This window comes from Pseudomonas fluorescens (assembly GCF_040448305.1).
Taxonomy (GTDB): Bacteria; Pseudomonadota; Gammaproteobacteria; order Pseudomonadales; family Pseudomonadaceae; genus Aquipseudomonas; species Aquipseudomonas fluorescens_BH.
Genome location: NZ_CP148752.1, coordinates 4,786,689 through 4,803,700, shown reverse-complemented (window position 1 = coordinate 4,803,700; position 17,012 = coordinate 4,786,689). Strand labels below are relative to the sequence as shown.

At 62.7% G+C, this 17,012-nt stretch carries 15 protein-coding genes; 8 read left to right on the top strand and 7 right to left on the bottom strand.

All coding sequences use genetic code 11. The features are described from left to right. Nucleotides 1-17: 17 nt before the first annotated feature. Genes pcaF through paaF form a run of 5 tightly spaced genes read right to left on the bottom strand, consistent with a single transcriptional unit; the run spans nucleotide 18 to nucleotide 4,801 of the window. Entirely contained in the window at nucleotides 18-1,229 is a 1,212-nt protein-coding gene (gene pcaF, locus WHX55_RS21825; RefSeq protein ID WP_150753172.1) for a 3-oxoadipyl-CoA thiolase, read from the bottom strand. Continuing rightward, nucleotides 1,222-1,671, bottom strand: a complete 450-nt coding sequence (gene paaI, locus WHX55_RS21820) for a hydroxyphenylacetyl-CoA thioesterase PaaI (RefSeq protein ID WP_150753171.1) — start codon at nucleotides 1,669-1,671, stop codon at nucleotides 1,222-1,224. The genes pcaF and paaI overlap by 8 nt, the downstream gene beginning before the upstream one ends. Beyond that, nucleotides 1,664-3,181 carry a 3-hydroxyacyl-CoA dehydrogenase PaaH gene (gene paaH / locus WHX55_RS21815; RefSeq protein ID WP_353741291.1) on the bottom strand — a complete coding sequence of 506 codons (1,518 nt, stop codon included), beginning with the start codon at nucleotides 3,179-3,181 and terminating at the stop codon, nucleotides 1,664-1,666. Before paaH ends, paaI begins: the two co-directional genes overlap by 8 nt. Nucleotides 3,182-3,184: 3 nt before the next feature. Next, nucleotides 3,185-3,976: a 2-(1,2-epoxy-1,2-dihydrophenyl)acetyl-CoA isomerase PaaG gene (gene paaG, locus WHX55_RS21810; RefSeq protein ID WP_150753169.1), complete on the bottom strand. Its 792-nt coding sequence runs from the start codon at nucleotides 3,974-3,976 to the stop codon at nucleotides 3,185-3,187. Nucleotides 3,977-4,027: 51 nt separating this feature from the next. After that, a complete protein-coding gene (gene paaF, locus WHX55_RS21805) occupies nucleotides 4,028-4,801 on the bottom strand; it encodes a 2,3-dehydroadipyl-CoA hydratase PaaF (protein WP_150753168.1) in 774 nt (257 codons plus the stop codon). Between paaF and WHX55_RS21800 the strand changes: the two genes are divergently transcribed. From WHX55_RS21800 to feaR, 4 genes are all read left to right on the top strand, one after another. Then, nucleotides 4,800-5,066 carry a hypothetical protein gene (locus WHX55_RS21800; RefSeq protein ID WP_353741290.1) on the top strand — a complete coding sequence of 89 codons (267 nt, stop codon included), beginning with the start codon at nucleotides 4,800-4,802 and terminating at the stop codon, nucleotides 5,064-5,066. The genes paaF and WHX55_RS21800 overlap by 2 nt on opposite strands. Before the next feature lie 83 nt (nucleotides 5,067-5,149). Beyond that, complete coding sequence (gene paaY / locus WHX55_RS21795; RefSeq protein WP_150725777.1) at nucleotides 5,150-5,746, top strand: phenylacetic acid degradation protein PaaY; 597 nt, start codon at nucleotides 5,150-5,152, stop codon at nucleotides 5,744-5,746. A 157-nt stretch (nucleotides 5,747-5,903) separates the two neighbouring features. After that, nucleotides 5,904-6,827, top strand: a complete 924-nt coding sequence (gene paaX, locus WHX55_RS21790) for a phenylacetic acid degradation operon negative regulatory protein PaaX (RefSeq protein WP_150725778.1) — start codon at nucleotides 5,904-5,906, stop codon at nucleotides 6,825-6,827. A gap of 101 nt (nucleotides 6,828-6,928) precedes the next feature. Continuing rightward, the gene (feaR, locus tag WHX55_RS21785) at nucleotides 6,929-7,843 is read left to right on the top strand and encodes a transcriptional regulator FeaR (RefSeq protein ID WP_353741289.1); all 915 of its coding nucleotides are present in this window, start codon (nucleotides 6,929-6,931) and stop codon (nucleotides 7,841-7,843) included. Nucleotides 7,844-7,980: 137 nt separating this feature from the next. Here feaR and tynA read toward each other — a convergent pair whose 3' ends face one another. Further along, a complete protein-coding gene (gene tynA / locus WHX55_RS21780) occupies nucleotides 7,981-10,269 on the bottom strand; it encodes a primary-amine oxidase (protein ID WP_353741288.1) in 2,289 nt (762 codons plus the stop codon). A 233-nt stretch (nucleotides 10,270-10,502) separates the two neighbouring features. Here tynA and WHX55_RS21775 point away from each other — a divergent pair, with 233 nt between their 5' ends. The 3 genes from WHX55_RS21775 (at nucleotide 10,503) to WHX55_RS21765 (ending at nucleotide 14,549) form a co-directional block, all read left to right on the top strand. Next, complete coding sequence (locus WHX55_RS21775; protein ID WP_353741287.1) at nucleotides 10,503-11,003, top strand: sigma-70 family RNA polymerase sigma factor; 501 nt, start codon at nucleotides 10,503-10,505, stop codon at nucleotides 11,001-11,003. A gap of 40 nt (nucleotides 11,004-11,043) precedes the next feature. Then, nucleotides 11,044-12,027, top strand: a complete 984-nt coding sequence (locus WHX55_RS21770; RefSeq protein WP_353741286.1) for a FecR family protein — start codon at nucleotides 11,044-11,046, stop codon at nucleotides 12,025-12,027. Nucleotides 12,028-12,125: 98 nt separating this feature from the next. Continuing rightward, nucleotides 12,126-14,549 (top strand): TonB-dependent siderophore receptor, encoded by a 2,424-nt coding sequence (locus WHX55_RS21765; protein ID WP_353741285.1) that lies wholly within the window; start codon nucleotides 12,126-12,128, stop codon nucleotides 14,547-14,549. A gap of 115 nt (nucleotides 14,550-14,664) precedes the next feature. Here WHX55_RS21765 and WHX55_RS21760 read toward each other — a convergent pair whose 3' ends face one another. Continuing rightward, on the bottom strand, nucleotides 14,665-15,816 hold the full coding sequence (locus WHX55_RS21760; RefSeq protein WP_353741284.1) for an MFS transporter: 1,152 nt from the start codon (nucleotides 15,814-15,816) through the stop codon (nucleotides 14,665-14,667). A gap of 165 nt (nucleotides 15,817-15,981) precedes the next feature. Here WHX55_RS21760 and WHX55_RS21755 point away from each other — a divergent pair, with 165 nt between their 5' ends. Further along, a complete protein-coding gene (locus tag WHX55_RS21755; protein ID WP_353741283.1) occupies nucleotides 15,982-16,974 on the top strand; it encodes a diaminopimelate epimerase in 993 nt (330 codons plus the stop codon). Nucleotides 16,975-17,012 lie beyond the last annotated feature (38 nt).

Here is a 17,012-nt window from a genome sequence, read left to right as displayed (position 1 = left end):
CCGGGAATCGCGATTCTTTAGTGGGATAGACGCTCGATGATCAGTGCAATCCCCTGGCCGACACCGATGCACATGGTGCACAGGGCGTAGCGGCCATTGCGTTCCTCAAGCTCGTGCAGGGCGGTGGTGACCAGGCGTGCGCCGCTCATGCCCAGCGGATGGCCCAGGGCGATGGCGCCGCCGTTGGGGTTGACCCGTGGATCGGTGTCGCTCAGGCCCAGTTCACGCAGCACCGCCAGACCCTGTGCGGCGAAGGCTTCGTTGAGCTCGATCACGTCCATGTCGGCCAGGCTCAGATTGGCCAGCTCCAGCACCTTGCGGGTGGCCGGGACCGGGCCGATGCCCATGATCCGTGGTTCAACGCCGGCGGTGGCCATGGCCACGACCCGGCCGCGGGCGGTCAGGCCGTGGCGCTTGGCAACTTCCGGGCTGGCCAGCAACAGCGCGCAGGCCCCGTCGTTGACCCCGGAGGCATTGCCGGCGGTGATGCTGCCGCCTTCGCGGAACGGCGTGCCGAGTTTGGCCAACTGCTCAAGGGTGGTGTCGCCGCGCGGGTGTTCGTCGTGCTCGACCACTTTGGCCGGGCCTTTGCGCTGGGGAATTTCCACCGCAACGATTTCCCTGGCCAGGCGTCCGTTGGCCTGGGCGGCAGCGGCGCGTTGCTGGCTGCGCAGGGCGAAGGCGTCCTGGTCGGCCCGGGAGATGTTGAACTGTTCGGCGACGTTCTCTGCCGTTTCCGGCATGGAATCGATGCCATAGGCCTTTTTCATCAGTGGATTGACGAAGCGCCAGCCGATGGTGGTGTCGAAGATCTCGGCCGACCGGGAAAACGCTTGCTCGGCCTTGCCCATCACCAGCGGCGCGCGGGACATGGATTCGACGCCACCGACCAGCATCAGCCCGGTTTCGCCGCTGCGAATGGCCCGGGCGGCGGTGCCGATGGCATCCAGCCCGGAACCGCACAGGCGATTGAGGGTGGTGCCTGGCACGCTGACCGGCAATCCGGCCAGCAGCGCCGACATGCGTGCGACGTTGCGGTTGTCTTCGCCGGCCTGGTTGGCGCAGCCATAGATCACGTCGTCGACCGTGTTCCAGTCTACTTGCGGGTGACGGCGCAGCAGTTCGCGCAGGGGCACCGCGCCGAGGTCGTCGGCGCGCACGCTGCTCAGGACGCCGGCGTAACGGCCAATCGGGGTCCGGACTGCGTCGATGATCAGGGCGTCATTCATTGGGGGTCTCCTGCGCCAGCACCGGGCCGCGCACTTTGTAGGATTTGCCGTGGAACAGGGCGATCAACTGGCCCTGTTGGTTTTCGATGCGCACGTCGTAGTTGCCGGTGCGCCCGGAACGGCTCTGCTCGATGCAGTCGGCGTTCAGCGTGTCGCCCAGGCGCGCCGGGGCGATGTAGTCGATGCTGCAACCGATGGCCACGGTGGCTTCGTTGTAGCTGTTGCAGGCAAAGGCGAATGCCGAATCGGCCAGCGCGAACAGGTAGCCGCCGTGGCAGGTGCCGTGGCCCTGGACCATGTCGGCGCGCACGGTCATGCCGACCCGGGCGCAACCCGGGCCGGCCGAGAGCAGGCGCATGCCCATGGCCTGGCTGGCGGCGTCGCGCTGGAACAGCGATTGCGCGCATTCACTGGCCAGGGACATGGCTTCGTGGTTAGTCATGGAATGTTCTCCCTTCGGCGACGTGGCGGCGCAGCAGCAGCGACGGCCGGTAGCGTTCTTCGCCATAACTGGCTTGCAGGTTTTCCAGCGTTTCAAGAATGTGCGCCAGGCCAATGGCATCGGCCCAGGCCAGCGGCCCTTGCGGATAATTGACCCCGGCGCGCATGGCCAGGTCGATGTCGGCGGCCGAGGCCACGCCTTGCAGCAGGGCGTCGGCGGCTTCGTTGGCGAGCATGGCCACGGTGCGCAGGACGGCGAGGGCCGGGCTGTCGCTGAGCAGGCTGACCTTGAGGCCGGCCCGTTGCAGCAGGGCAACGCCTTGTTCGAGTGCCTGCGGATCGATGCCGTTCGAGTAGCTGATGGCGATGCGTTGGGCTTTGCTGTAATCGAACGCAAGGTCCAGCAGGATCAGGTTACGCAATCCGTCTTCACGTGCTCGCTGGCAGGCCATGCGCCCGTCGCTCAAGGCCAGCACGGCGTCACCGACGCGCAGTAAACCTTGTCCATCACGCTGGATGATCTCGACGCCTTGCTCGCGCAACCGAGGAATCAAACCTTGGGCAATACCGAGGTCGCCTTCGACTGCGCACACCTCAACCTTCGCATCGCTGCTGATTTCAGCGGCGTGCGGGCGCTCCGCGCCTTGGGCGTAGCTGTAGAATCCCTGGCCGCCCTTGCGTCCCAGACGCCCGCCGTCCACCAGTTCTTTCTGGATCAGCGACGGCAGGAAGCGAGTGTCCTGGTAATAGGCGTCGAACACCGAGCAGGTGACGGCGTAGTTGACGTCGTGGCCGATCAGATCCGTCAGCTCGAACGCGCCCATGGCAAAGCCGCCGGCCTCGCGCATCAGCGCATCCAGTGTCGGGCAGTCGGCCGCGCCTTCCTGAAGCATCCGCAGGCTTTCGGCATAGAACGGCCGGGCCACGCGGTTGACGATAAAACCCGGCGTCGAGCGGGTGTGCACCGGTTTTTTGCCCCAGGCCCTGGCGGTGTCGTACAGGCACTCGGCGAGTGTCGGATCGCTGGCCAGGCCGGAGACGACTTCCACCAGCGCCATCACCGGCGCCGGGTTGAAGAAGTGCAGGCCGAGCAGGCGTTGTGGATGCTCAAGCTGCGCGGCGATGCTGGTGATCGACAGCGACGAGGTGTTGCTGGCGAGGATGCAATGCTCGCCGCAGATGCCTTCGAGCTGACGGAACAGCGCGCGCTTGACCTCAAGGTTCTCGACGATCGCTTCGATGATCAGATCGCAGTCGGCCAAGGTCTCGATGGCTTCTACCGCTTGCAGGCGGGCAATCGTCGCGCTGCGCGAGTCGGCGGACAGTTTGCCGTTCTCGACCCGCTTGCCCAGTTGGCGGTCGATGCCTTCAATCGCTTGAGCGGCAGCGCCGGGACGATTATCCAGCAGCAATACCGGATGGCCGGCCTGTGCCGCGACCTGGGCGATACCGGCACCCATGGCCCCGGCGCCGATCACGGCGATGCGTGCGTTGGTGTTCAGTGCGGTCATGACTCAGCGCCCCTTGAAACTTGGGGTGCGTTTTTCCATGAAGGCGCCGACGCCTTCGCGGTAGTCCTCGCTGCGCCCGGCCAGACGTTGCAGATCTTTTTCCAGCTCAAGCTGCTCGTCGAAGCTGTTGCTCAGGCTGGCGTTGAGGCTGCGCTTGATCAGCGCCAGGCCGTAGGTCGGCTGGGTCGCCAGGTGGCGGGCCAGTTTCAGGGCTTCGTCGCGCAAATCGGCGTCGTCCACGCACTGGTAGATCAAGCCCCATTGCTCGGCTTGTTCGGCGCTCAGGCGGTTGCCCAGCAGGGCCAGGGCCTTGGCGCGGGCCATGCCCACCAGACGCGGCAGAGTCCAGGTGCCGCCGGAATCGGGGATGAGGCCGATTTTGCAGAACGCCTGGATGAAACTGGCCGAACGTGCCGCCAGTACCAGATCGCAAGCCAGCGGAATGTTGGCGCCAGCCCCGGCCGCCACACCATTGACCGCGCAGATCACCGGCAGCGGCAGGTCGCGCAATTGGCGGATCAACGGGTTGTAGAACTTCTCGATGGACTCGCCCAGGTCCGGCACGGCGCTGCCCGGCGCGACATTGCGGTCGCTCAGGTCCTGCCCGGCGCAGAAGCCGCGGCCTTCACCGGTCAGCAGCAACACGCGCACGTCCGGGTTCTGCCGCACTTGCTTGAGTGCTTCCTTCACTTCGCCATGCATCTGGGTGTTGAAGCTGTTGAGCTGCTCCGGCCGATTGAGGCTGAGCAGGGCGACGCCGGCGTCGATGGAAAACAGGATGTGTTCGAAGTTCATGGTCTTGGCGTTCTCTTGGCAGTCGTTCGAATTCGGGTGTCAGTGGCCGCTTTATTGCCCGGTGAAAGTCGGGCTGCGCTTTTCCTGGAAGGCGGCAATGCCCTCGTCGCGGTCGCGGGTGCCGGCCAGCACGGTGAAGGCGTGACGCTCGAAGCGCAGGCCGCTGGCCAGGTCGGTGTCCATGGCCTTGAGCAGCGACTCTTTGGCCAGGCGCACCGCCAGCGGTGCCTTGGCCGCAATGCTGCGGGCGATGTGCAGGGCGCGCTCGACGGTGAACTCCGGTTGGGTGACTTCGCTGACCAGGCCGGCGCGCTGGGCCTGGCGGGCGTCGATCGGCTCGCCGGTCAGCACCATCTGCATGGCCATGGATTTGCCGACGGCGCGCAGCAGGCGTTGGGTGCCACCGGCGCCGGGCATGATCCCGAGGTTGATTTCCGGCTGGCCGAAGCGGGCGTCTTCACCGGCAATGATGATGTCGGCGTGCATCGCCAGTTCGCAGCCACCACCGAGGGCGAAGCCGTTGACGGCGGCGATCAGCGGTTTGCTGAAGCGGGTGATGGTTTGCCACGAAGCCTGGCGCGGGTCGTCGAGGATGCCGACCAGGTTGCGTTCGGCCATTTCCTTGATGTCGGCGCCGGCGGCGAAGGCCTTGCGGCTGCCAGTAAGGACCACGGCCCGGGTGTCGGGGTCGGCTTGCGCGATGTTCAGTTCAGCGGCCAGTTCGCCCAGCAACTCGGTGGTCAAGGCGTTCAGCGCTTGCGGGCGCTGCAGGGTAATCAGGCGGACGCCAGGCTCGATCAATTCGACGGCAAGGGTCAGAGGCATGGCGGATGCTCTCGCGGTGCACGCTCGGCGTGGTGCCGGCTCGTTATTGGATCGGCCGCAGGGGCCGGTTTTGCGCAAGTATAGCTATAACGTGATACGCAAATGCAATACGAAAATAGATTTAATGTGTCTTATTGGTGAGTATTTCGATTTTAAGGCTTTCTGCTTAGGAGGTGCTGAAGGCGGGTTTTGCCTAGAAAACATTGGGTTTTATGGCGATTTTAGAGGCATGCTGGCATTCGTCGGAAAGGTGCATTTCAAGTGATACGGTTTTTAGTCTTTGTGCTGTTAAAAGTGATGTGATACAAAATGAGTAATTATTTGCATCGCTTTGTGAAGGAAGCTTCCATGACCTGCTACAGCCTTGATGGCCTGACTCCGGTGGTTGATCCGAGCGCTTATGTGCACCCGTCTGCCGTATTGATCGGTGACGTGATCATCGGCCCCCATTGCTATGTCGGTCCGCTGGCCAGCCTGCGCGGAGACTTCGGGCGGATCGTGCTGGAGGAGGGCGCCAACCTGCAGGACACCTGCGTGATGCACGGTTTCCCCGACAGCGACACTGTGGTCGAACGCAACGGCCACATCGGCCACGGCGCGGTGCTGCACGGTTGCCGGATCGGCGCCGATGCGCTGGTGGGCATGAATGCGGTGGTGATGGACAACGCCCGGATCGGCCCGCGTTCATTCGTTTCGGCGGCAGCGTTCGTCAAGGCCGGTTTCGAATGCCCGGAGCAGTCGCTGGTCATGGGCGCACCGGCCAGCATCAAGCGCAGCCTCAGCGATCAGGAAGTGGCATGGAAACAGGCCGGCACCCGGGAGTATCAGCAACTGGCCCAGCGTTGCCTTACGCAGATGCAGGTCTGCGAACCGCTGAGCGAACCGGAGCCGGATCGCCCGCGTATCAGTGACAGCGGGTTGCGGCCGAAAGGCAGCGCCTTGTGAACACGGCCCCTTGTAGGAGCCAGCCTGCTGGCGAAGGTGGGTCAGCTACCTTGGCGTTGACTGACACACCATCGCCAGCAGGCTGGCTCCTACAAGGGGTTGGGCTTAACCGGTTGGCTTTCGGTATATTCCTTTTCTTTTTCCGCACGGAACGCCCATGTCGTCCCTGACTCCCTTGAACCATCTGATTACCCGCTTCCAGGAGCAGACGCCGATCCGCGCCAGCTCCTTGATCATCACGTTGTACGGGGATGCCATCGAACCCCATGGTGGCACCGTCTGGCTGGGCAGCCTGATTCAGTTGCTCGAGCCCATCGGCATCAACGAGCGGCTGATCCGCACCTCGATTTTTCGCCTGACCAAGGAAGGCTGGCTGACCGCCGAGAAGGTCGGTCGCCGTAGCTATTACAGCCTGACCGGCACCGGCCGCCGGCGTTTCGACAAGGCCTTCAAGCGGGTCTACAGCACCACGATGCCGGCCTGGGATGGCTCCTGGTGCCTGGTGATGCTCTCGCAACTGACCCAGGACAAACGCAAACAGGTGCGCGAGGAACTTGAGTGGCAAGGCTTCGGCGCGATTTCGCCGGTGGTGCTGGCCTGTCCGCGCAGCGACCGTTCAGACGTCAACGCGACCCTGCTCGACCTCGGCGTCCAGGAAGACACCATCGTCTTCGAAACCACCGCCCAGGACGTACTGGCCTCCAAGGCCCTGCGCCTGCAAGTGCGTGAGAGCTGGAACATCGAGGAGCTGGCGGCGCACTACAGCGAGTTCATCCAGCTGTTCCGGCCACTGTGGCAAGCCCTGCGCGAGCAGGAAAACCTGCAACCGGCCGACTGCTTCCTGGCGCGGGTGCTGTTGATTCACGAGTACCGCAAGCTGCTGCTGCGCGACCCGCAACTGCCGGACGAGTTGCTGCCCGGCGATTGGGAAGGCCGCGCCGCCCGCCAGTTGTGCCGCAACATTTACCGTTTGATCTTCGCCAAGGCCGAAGAATGGCTGAACGCCGCACTGGAAACGGCCGACGGCCCGCTGCCGGATGTGGGTGAAAGCTTCTATCGGCGTTTTGGCGGACTGAAATAGCACGTCATTGTTCAGGGAATGGTGCGGTTCAGGAGACTCGAAGCATCCGATGTCGTGTGGATTGACGTAGACAATAAAAATAAGCCTGCGTGAGGCCTGACATGATTTCTACAACAGCACAGCGCCATGATGGGTTCGACCAGTGGATCCACCAGATCAATCAGATCTGTGGCGCCTTCAACGCACAACCCCTGGGCAGCGAATTTGCCGGGCGCATCCGCGAATACCAGAGCGATGCGCTCAAACTCAGTTTCGTCGACGCATGCCAGGCGCGTTTGTACCGTACGCCCCAGGAAGTCGCGGCAGGCGAGGGCGGCAAGTATTTTGCGGTGTTCCAGCTCGACGGCACGGCGGGCATGGCCCAGGGCGACGACAAGGTCTTGCTGTCCCCCGGCGACATCACGCTGATTGATGCCGCGCGGCCCAGCGACTTCACCTACGGCGAAAACTCCCGGCAGTTGTCGCTGATCCTGCCATATCAACTGGTCGAGCAAACCCTGCGCTTCAATCAGGTCAAGTGCGGTCACCGGATTGCCGCGACCTCGCCCATTGCGATGCTCTCGCACCGGCTGATCCTCGATGCCACCCGCCAGCAGCACCTGACCCGCCAGGAAAGCGAAGCGACCCTGGAGGCGATTGTCAGCCTGCTGCGCCCGGCGATCAGCCAGACCGACGACAGCAGCGATGCCCATGAGCGGATCTTCCGCAAGACGCTGACCTGCATCGACGACAACATTCGCTCCGAAGACCTGTGCCCGGAATGGCTGGCGCGGGAAGTCGGCATGTCCACCCGGGGCCTGTACCGGATGTTTGCCAAGAAGGGATTGGTGGTGGCGCGTTACATCAAGAACCGACGCCTGGACCTGTGCGCCGAATCCCTGCGCCGTTCGGGCAAGGAGGAGAAGTTGTCGGTGCTGGGTTACTCGTGGGGGTTTTCCGATTCGAGCTACTTCTCCACCGCGTTCAAGTCGCGCTTCGGCATTGCGCCGGGGGAGTATCGCAAGCGGTATGCCTGATCGGTTCCGGTCAACCCTGTAGGAGCGAGCCTGCTCGCGAAGAACTCAAGGACACCGCGATTCTATTGAATTGGCGCGTTATCGTTGACGACCATCGCGAGCAGGCTCGCTCCTACAGGGTTTTGCGTTCGGCCTGGTTACTTCGGTGCGTTGAGGTTCAAGGTCGGCGTTTCATCGAAGAAGTTCCACGGCTTGAGCAGCACATGCACCCATTCGGTCGGCATGATTGGCCACTCTTCGGCGCGGGCGATGTGGGTGGTGCCGGTGGTCAGCCAGACCACATCGTCGGTGTTTTCGATGGAGTGGTTGTCCTGGGTGAACTGCCCCAGGCCCGAGTCTTTGTCCGAGCGGTTCGGGTACTTGCCTTCCGGGTACTTTTCCTCGGGGTTGTATTGCGTCACCCACAGCTGCTTGTCCATGAAATTCAGGCGGTGGTAGAGCCATTCGTCCTTGCCGAAGTTGGCGCCCTTGGCCACCGGGTGCGTGCCGCCGGCGTACGGAATCAGCTGATAGGAAACCGGGTTGCCGACTTTGTTTTCCTTGCTGGAGTTGGTCAGCAGGCGCACGGTCGAGGGGTCGAATTTCTGCGCCGCCTGTTGCTCGGTGCCGACCACTTTGGTTTCGGTCTGCATGGTGCTGGTGCGCGGGCCGCCACGGTCGTTCGGCAGCACCACCGGGTTCACTTCCACCAGTGAGTTCTGCTCGCCGTCCACGTCCATGTCGAGCCGGAAGTTGTAGATGTGCTGGTGCGTGGTGCCGACGATGTTGTGGTCCAGCAGGGTGCCGTAGCGCGTATCTTCCTTGGCGGTGTCTTCGTGCATGGTTTTGGATTTCACGCCCTTGACCGCTTCGATGCCGGTGGCGCCGGCGTCGATGCCGATGGTGCCGTTCTGCTGGAAGACCCAGTCGAAGATGTAGTCGTAGTTGCCCACGGTGCTGATCCAGCGCACCACCAGTTCGCGGCGCTCGGTGCTGAGGTTGGGTTGGCCCATTTCCTGGTGTTTGTATTCGGGGCCGGCGTAGCGCTCGAACACCGCCATGGCGCGCGGAATCGCCGTGGGTGCGCCGGTGTAGTCGGCGATGGTCGCGTCCAGCAGCACGGCGTTTTGCGGCGCGTCTTTGCCACGGGCAATCGGTGAAGTCAGGGTGCCCATGCCGTAGTCGCCGGAGTCGAGGTAGGCCTTGAAGTACCAGCCGACGTCCGGGTCGCCGTAAGGCACGATCATGCCGCCCAGCGAGCCTTCGTACATGATCTTGCGTTTCTTGCCCTTGTCGTCGTAGGTGACGGTGGACAGGATCGGGCCGACCCGCGAATCGAGGCGAACGTGGAAGTCCCAGTTCTGCCAGTGAATGCTGTTGCCGCTGATGGTGTAGTTCTTGCCCTCGGGCTCGATGATTTCCAGCGGTTTGACCGCCACGCCCTGGCGTCCGCGTCCGTCATAAGGCGTCGGTTTCATCGGCACCGGAATGAGCGCTTCGTCTTCGATCTTGATCAGTTTCTTCTGTTCCAGGTCGACAATCGCCACCAGGCCCTCGATCGGGTGCGCCCAGTAGTTGCCGTCACCGGTGTTGAGGTAGCTGACGATTTTCAGCAGGCGCTTGTCCTGTGCCAGGCCGTCCTTGCCGTCGAAGTAACCGACGGTCAACGGCGTGGCCACGACCTTCTTCACGTCGTTGATGCCGCGCTTGGCCAGGGCCTGGGCGTATTCCGGGCTGGTTTCCACAGCCGTCTGCACCGTGGCGAAGTCGTCCAGCAGCACCATGCCGTGGGCGCCTTCGATCGGCTTCCAGGACTTGAGTTCTTTCTTGTCGAGGTCGACCAGGGCTTCGATCACGTGCTTGCCGTCGAGCACCACGATCGAGGCCTCGCGCGGCTGGGCGACGTTCTGCCCGGTGAAGACGAAGTTCCACACCTGATCCTTCGGCGGCTCCTTGACCGAGACTTCGGTGAAGCGGAAGCCGGGCTTGTAGTTTTCCGATTTCTTGACGATGTCCACGGCCGTGGTGATTTCGGCTGCGCTCAGGGGATTGAGCGGGTTGGGGCGGGTCTCGACGACGAAGGTCTTGTCCAGCCCGGACTGGAACACCTGGTTGATAAAGTCCTTGGACATGAACGCCGTATGGTCCTTGAACACCACCGGCACCGTCAGCTCGATACGCTTGCCGTTGAGCATCGCCACTTTGCTGTCGGGCTTGACCTTGAGGTAGACCCCGTCCTTGGCAATGGTGAACAGATTGGCGTAGTCGTCCCATTTCACCGTGGCGCCAAACTCTTCAAGGCCCGCTTGCAGCGGCACCATGTCGGCGTGCCCGCCATGGGCCTGGGCAGTGTTCGCCCAGAAAGGCAGGCCGAGGGCGCTCAGGGTGATGGCCAGGGCCAGGCGGGCAAGCGGTGTTCTTTTGGGCGACGCATTGGGGCTGAACATGGGTGAATTCCTGGGGAAAAGCCGGGTACGGGCATTCCTGCACTTTGTTACAACCCGTCAATGGATGCTTTTGAATGCCTGCCAGATTTCTTTGGTTCTGTGCCGCAATTGAGCTTTCCTGACGGATGGCAGATTGGCAAGCAGACAAAGTACCCGTCCACGGGGCCGCAAACCATTGCTTCAAGTTAATAGGAAGCATTACTATTCACACCCCGTCTCCACAGCACACCGCAATGACCCTCAAGCTGCCCCGCAGACACGGCTTTTTCGAGCATTACGAAGAGTTGGTTGGCACCTGGACCCGTCGCCTGAGGAATCGGCAGCAGGCCGAGGACCTGGCCCACGATACCTTCGTGCGGGTGCTTGAGGCCGATTCGGCGGTGGTGCAACAGCCCCGGGCGTATTTGCACCAGACTGCGCGCAACATCGCCGTGGACGGTTATCGGCGTGAGGACCGGCGGGGCGCCATGGAGTCCGAGGCGATTGATCTCAGTGAGTCGCCGACCGGCGACCCGGAGCATTTCATGCACGCGATCCAGTTGGCGGATTCCATCGAACGGGCGCTCACCGAGCTGCCGGTCAACTGCCGCAAGGTGTTTGTCTGGCAGAAAATCGAGGGCCTGACCCAGGCCGAAATCGCCGAACGCCTGGGGCTGTCCAAGAACATGGTGGAAAAGTATATGATCCGCACGCTTCGGCACCTGCGTGATCGCCTGGACGGGTTGCAGTCATGACCGGCCGCGCCTTCTCCTCCCCAGCCAAACAGGAACTTCCATGATGGATACTCGTGATTGTGCGTGCGGGCAAACAGCGGTTCGCGATGACGCGGCGCAGTGGTTTGTGCGTTTGCAGGAGCCTGTCGTCGATGTCGAAGTGCGTCGCCGGTTTCAGATCTGGTTGGACCAGCATCCCCAACACCGCAACGAATTCGAAGTGATCCAGGGCTTGTGGAGCGCCGCCGACCTGGTGCCGGCGGCGCGTTTGCGGGCCCTGTGTGAAACCCCGCCAGTCCTGAAAAAGCGTCGTCCGGTGCTGCGTTACGCGGTGGCCGCCAGCGTGCTCGCGGTAGCGCTTGGCCTGGGCCTGTTCAGCGGCTTCAATCATCCGGCGCCTTACACCGCCGAGTTTTCAACAGCCCTGAATGAGCGCCGCCATGTGGCGTTGCCGGACGGCTCGGTGGTGGATATGGACAGCCGCAGCCGGATCCTGGTGCGCTTTGAAAAGGATCAACGAAACGTTGAGCTGAGCGAAGGCGAAGCGATGTTCAGCGTCGAGCACGACACCAGCCGACCCTTTGTGGTCGCGGCGGGCAGCGGCAAGGTCACGGTCACCGGCACCCGTTTCGACGTACGCCATGGCGCCAGCGAAACCCGGGTGGTGGTGGAGCAGGGCACCGTCAAGGTTCAAGGGCGTGATGCCGCCGATAACGATTTCATCAATCTGACGGCAGGCCTTGGCACCCACGTCGATGCCCAGGGCAAAGTTGTCGCCGCCTATGCCGTCAACCCGGCGGAAATGACCGTTTGGCGCAGCGGCAAACTGGTGTTCAACAACGCCAGCCTGGCCGATGTCGCCGAGCAGGTCTCGCGTTATCGGGAGAAACCGCTCAAGGTCGCCAGCGCAGCGGTGGGCGATCTGCGCCTGACCAGCGTGTTCAAATCCGACAACACCGACGCGCTGCTCAAGGCCTTGCCGAGCATCCTGCCGGTGGCCGTGCGCACCCTTGGCGATGGCAGCCAGGAAATAATTTCAAAATAAAATTCAGGTTTTTTTCGAGTTCATCGTCTTCCTGTTCAACTGCAACTGGTTTGCATTAACAAACGCACACTCTTGCGATCCACAGGATTACGTTCGACGTGAAAAACTCCACCGCTAAAAACAACAAACACCCCTGGTTGCCGCTGGCCCTCGCGCTGGCGGTCAATATTGCGTTGCCCCAGGCCTTTGCCGCCGACGCCATCCGCATCCCGGCGCAACCTTTGGGACAAGCCCTGAGTCAGTTGGGCCAGCAAACCTCGCTTCAGGTGTTCTTCAGCCCTGAACTGGTTGCCGGCAAGCAGGCCCCGGCGGTGGATGGCAACCTTTCTCCGGAAGACGCACTGCGCCAGTTGCTGCAAGGCAGCGGCCTGCAATACCAGATCGATGAAGGTTCGGTGACGTTGATGCCGGCGCCCGTTTCGGCGGCCAACGGCCCACTGGAACTGGGCGTGACGGATATCAAGGTGGTTGGCGACTGGCTCGGCGATGCTGATGCCGCTGTGGTGCAGAACCACCCCGGCGCACGCACGGTGGTCCGCCGTGAAGCCATGATCGAGCAGGGTGCGATGAACGTTGGCGACGTGTTGAAACGCGTTCCTGGCGTGCAGGTGCAGGACGCCAACGGCACCGGTGGCAGCGATATTTCCCTGAACGTTGGCGTGCGCGGCCTGACTTCGCGCCTGTCGCCTCGCTCCACCGTGCTGATCGACGGCATCCCGGCGGCGTTCGCGCCTTACGGCCAGCCGCAACTGTCCATGGCGCCGATTTCCTCCGGCAACCTCGACAGCATCGACGTGGTACGCGGTGCCGGCTCCGTGCGTTACGGACCACAAAACGTTGGCGGCGTGATCAACTTCGTGACCCGCGCGATCCCGGAAAAAGCCTCCGCGGAAATCGGCACCACCCTGGAAACCTCGCAGCACGGTGGCTGGAAGCACATCGACACCGCGTTCATGGGCGGTACCGCCGACAACGGCATGGGCGTAGCGCTGTTGTACTCCGGGGTGAACGGTAACGGTTACCGTGAAAGCAACAACGGCAACGACATCGACGACGTGATCCTCAAGACCCATTGGGCGCCGACCGATGTCGACGACTTCAGCCTCAACTTCCACTACTACGACGCCAAGGCCGACATGCCCGGCGGCCTGACCCAGGCGCAGTACGACGCCGACCCGTTCCAGTCGGTGCGCGACCACGACAGCTTCAGCGGCCGCCGCAAGGATGTGTCATTCAAGTGGGTGCGGCAGATCGACGATCGCACCCAGGCCGAAGTGCTGACCTACTACACCGACAGTTTCCGTGGCAGCACCATTGCCTCCCGCGACCTGAGCACACTCAACTCCTATCCGCGCAGCTACTACACCTACGGTATCGAACCACGGGTGTCCCATGTGTTTGATGTGGGCCCGACCACCCAGGAAGTCAGCGTCGGTTATCGCTACCTCAAGGAAGCCATGCACGAAGAAGCCAGTCGTGTGGCGCTGGTCAACAACGAGCCGGTCGTGCGTCCGGGGGCGGACGGTCATGTCTATCAGGACCGCACCGGTGGAACCGAGGCCAATTCGGTCTACGTCGACAACAAGATCGACGTCGGCAACTGGACGGTCACGCCAGGCATTCGCTTCGAGCACATCAGCACCGATTGGCATGACCGCCCGGTGCTCGATAACGCCGGTAAACGGGTGCCGGAGAAAAAACGCAGCATCGAGAGCAACGAGCCGCTGCCGGCCCTGAGCGTGATGTATCACATGTCCGATGCCTGGAAGCTGTTCGCCAACTACGAAACCTCGTTCGGCGCGCTGCAGTACTTCCAATTGGGGCAGGGCGGTATCGGTAATGAGCCCGCCAACGGCCTGGAGCCGGAAAAGGCCAAGACCTACGAGATCGGTACGCGCTACAACGATGACGTGTGGGGCGGTGAGGTGACGCTGTTCTACATCGACTTCGACGACGAACTGCAGTACATCAGCAACGATGTGGGCTGGACCAACCTCGGCGCGACCAAGCACCAGGGTATCGAAACCTCGGTGCATTACGACATGGCCGCGCTGAACCCGATGCTGGACGGCCTGACCGCCAACGCCGGCTTCACCTACACCCGCGCCACCTACGAAGGTGAGATCCCGGGCTTCAAGGGCCGTGACCTGCCGTTCTACTCCCGCCAAGTGGCCACCGCCGGCCTGCGTTACGACGTCAACCGCTGGACTTACAACCTCGATGCGTTCGCCCAGTCCAAGCAGCGTTCGCCGGGCACCGGCGTGAACGCCGATGGCAGCTTCAACGGCAACTACATCACCGAAGGCACCGCTGACGGCCAGTTCGGTGATATCCCGGGTTACGTGCTCTGGAACGCACGTGCCGGCTATGACTTCGGTCCGCAGGTGTCGAATCTGAAGCTGGGGGCGGGGGTGAAGAACATCTTCGACAAGCAGTACTTCACCCGTTCCAGCGACAACAACTCGGGGATGTACGTCGGTGCACCGCGCACGTTCTTTGTGCAGGCCAGTGTCGGGTTCTGATAGACCGAGTGGACCCCATCGCGAGCAGGCTCGCTCCCACAGTAGATCTTCTGTGCACACAAAATTTGTGAGCGACACAGATCCAATGTGGGAGCGAGCCTGCTCGCGAAGCTTTTCAGACCTTCAACACTCTCCCGCCAACGGCCACCGCCACCAGCAACAGCGCCATCAAGGCAAAGGCAAAGCTCAAGCTGCTGCCATGGGCGACGAAGCCGATGACGGCGGGGCCTGCCAGGATGCCTGCATAACCCAAGGTGGTAATGGCCGGCACGGCGATGCTTTCGGGCATGACCGTCTGCTTGCCGACCGCGGTGTACAGCACCGGCACAATGTTCGAGCAACCGGCCCCCAGCAGCGCATAACCCGCCAGCGCTGCCTCCCAACTTGGCGCGAACGTCGCCAGAAACAGTCCTGAAGCGGCCGTCAGCCCGCCGAACACAATCACCCGCGTCGCGCCCAGGCGTCGCACGATTTTGTCGCCGGTCAAACGCCCGGCCGTCATGGTCAGGGCAAACGCTGCATAACCGAGCCCCGCATACGCCGTGTCGATGCCACGCTCCTGCGTCAGGAACACCGCGCTCCAGTCCAGCGCCGCGCCTTCGGCGAGGAACACGATGAAGCACATGCCGCCGATGAACAGGACGATGCCGTGGGGCACCGCAAACGCCGGTCCCGAACTCTCGCTGCCGTAGGGCAACAGATGCGGCACGGCCTTGGCCAGTGCGATCAGCAGCAATACGATCACCACTAGCGTGGCCCCCAAGGGTGAGATCCCCAGGCCAAGCAACCCGCTGACACCCGCTGCACCGACAATCCCGCCCAGGCTGAACAGGCCATGGAAACCCGACATCATGTTTTTGCCGCTGGCGCGCTCGACGATCACCGCTTGCAGGTTGACCGTCGAATCCACGGTGCCAAGCCCCGCGCCGAACATGAACAATGCGGCGATCAGCGCCGGAATCGACGACACCGTCGCCAGCAGCGGCAGGGCGGCACAGATCAGCAGGGTTCCGCCAGCCGTCACCCGTCGGCAGCCGAAACGTGTGGACAGGATCCCGGCCAACGGCATCGCCAGGATCGAACCCACCCCCAGGCACAGCAGCAACAATCCCAGGGTGCCTTCATCCAGTCCGGCCCGGGCCTTGGCATAGGGCACCAGCGGTGCCCACGCGGCGATGCCGACCCCGGCAATGAAAAAGGCGATGCGCGTGGACATTTGCTCCAGGCGGCCGGGAGCGAAGGTGGTTTGGCTGTTGAGGCTGGTCATAACAATCCTTGGCAAAAAGCGTCGCGTCCTCAACGGACAGTGATCGGCCTATGAGGGTTCGATCAGTGCCCGGAAAGTTTTACGGTCAAACAGGGCGACATCCTTGCACAGTGCCGCTGTTTTTCGCGATATGTTGAGCCATTCCAATCACACACGGAGGGCGCCATGGCGCAGCGGTACGATGCACGGGGCAATATTTACATCGTGGTAGCGCCCGAAGAACTGCGCCGCCAGGGTATCGACCTGCCCGATCAGGCCAGCCAGGCAACGAAAACCCTCGAAACCTGGGCGGTGGCCGCCATCGAGGCTTGCTGCAGCTGGGCCCCAGGCACTCAACCGTCCGGCAGCAAGGATCATCGCAGCGACGGTTTGCTGGTCGGACCGTTTCAGTCGTCGCCTCCCTTTGATCTGTTGATCGTCAACACCGACGGTACCCTGGCCGAGCGCAGTGGCAACGGGCTGACGATTTTTTCCCAGGCCCTCAGCGATCAAGGGCTGTTGCCGCAGAACGAAGCCTGTCTGCTCAGGGTTCACCACGACAAGGCTGATACGCCTTCGCCGGGGCAGACTTCGGTTAAGGCCGCACAAGTCGAGGGCGTAAAGGGTTTCTGGCTCGACCTGGGACAGCCCGGGTTCGGGCCGTCGGCGGTTAGTGCTGTCGGCGTTGAAAGGGTGCTGTTGAATGGTCGCGAACTCAGCCACGTTAAACAGTTGTCGGCACTCAATTGCGCATGGTCGCGCAGCCAGTTCGCGCGGGTCGGCAATCCCCATTGCGTGACGCTGGTGGAAAGCGCCGGGGATCTGCCGAGCAACGAGCAGATGCGTGAGCCGGTGCTGGGTGAGGGGCTGACGCGAATCGCCTACGCCATGCCGGTCGGTGCAGGCAAACCTTGTCCGGCGGGAATCAATCTGCAATGGGCAATGCGCTTGTCCGAAGGACACATCGCCGCGCGGGTATTCGAGCGGGGCGAGGGGCCGACGGCGTCGTCGGGGACCAGCGCCAGTGCGGTGGCCTGTGCGGCCTGGCGGGTTGGTTGGGTGAGCGCCGGGGAGGTGAAGGTGACGATGCCGGGTGGTACGGCGCCGATCTTGCTGGAGGAGGAGCAGGGGGAATTGAGTCGGGTCAGCCTGTTTGGTACGGCTCGAATGATTGATTGAAGTTGATATCGCCATCGCGAGCAGGCTCGCTCCCACAG

Excerpts from the sequence above, each read along its gene's own strand:
- pcaF (WP_150753172.1), bottom strand. The coding sequence starts at position 1,229 with ATGAATGACGCCCTGATCATCGACGCAGTCCGGACCCCGATTGGCCGT.
- paaI (WP_150753171.1), bottom strand. The coding sequence starts at position 1,671 with ATGACTAACCACGAAGCCATGTCCCTGGCCAGTGAATGCGCGCAATCG.
- paaH (WP_353741291.1), bottom strand. The coding sequence starts at position 3,181 with ATGACCGCACTGAACACCAACGCACGCATCGCCGTGATCGGCGCCGGG.
- paaG (WP_150753169.1), bottom strand. The coding sequence starts at position 3,976 with ATGAACTTCGAACACATCCTGTTTTCCATCGACGCCGGCGTCGCCCTG.
- WHX55_RS21800 (WP_353741290.1), top strand. The coding sequence starts at position 4,800 with ATGGCGGATGCTCTCGCGGTGCACGCTCGGCGTGGTGCCGGCTCGTTA.
- paaF (WP_150753168.1), bottom strand. The coding sequence starts at position 4,801 with ATGCCTCTGACCCTTGCCGTCGAATTGATCGAGCCTGGCGTCCGCCTG.
- paaY (WP_150725777.1), top strand. The coding sequence starts at position 5,150 with ATGACCTGCTACAGCCTTGATGGCCTGACTCCGGTGGTTGATCCGAGC.
- paaX (WP_150725778.1), top strand. The coding sequence starts at position 5,904 with ATGTCGTCCCTGACTCCCTTGAACCATCTGATTACCCGCTTCCAGGAG.
- feaR (WP_353741289.1), top strand. The coding sequence starts at position 6,929 with ATGATTTCTACAACAGCACAGCGCCATGATGGGTTCGACCAGTGGATC.
- tynA (WP_353741288.1), bottom strand. The coding sequence starts at position 10,269 with ATGTTCAGCCCCAATGCGTCGCCCAAAAGAACACCGCTTGCCCGCCTG.
- WHX55_RS21775 (WP_353741287.1), top strand. The coding sequence starts at position 10,503 with ATGACCCTCAAGCTGCCCCGCAGACACGGCTTTTTCGAGCATTACGAA.
- WHX55_RS21770 (WP_353741286.1), top strand. The coding sequence starts at position 11,044 with ATGATGGATACTCGTGATTGTGCGTGCGGGCAAACAGCGGTTCGCGAT.
- WHX55_RS21760 (WP_353741284.1), bottom strand. The coding sequence starts at position 15,816 with ATGACCAGCCTCAACAGCCAAACCACCTTCGCTCCCGGCCGCCTGGAG.
- WHX55_RS21755 (WP_353741283.1), top strand. The coding sequence starts at position 15,982 with ATGGCGCAGCGGTACGATGCACGGGGCAATATTTACATCGTGGTAGCG.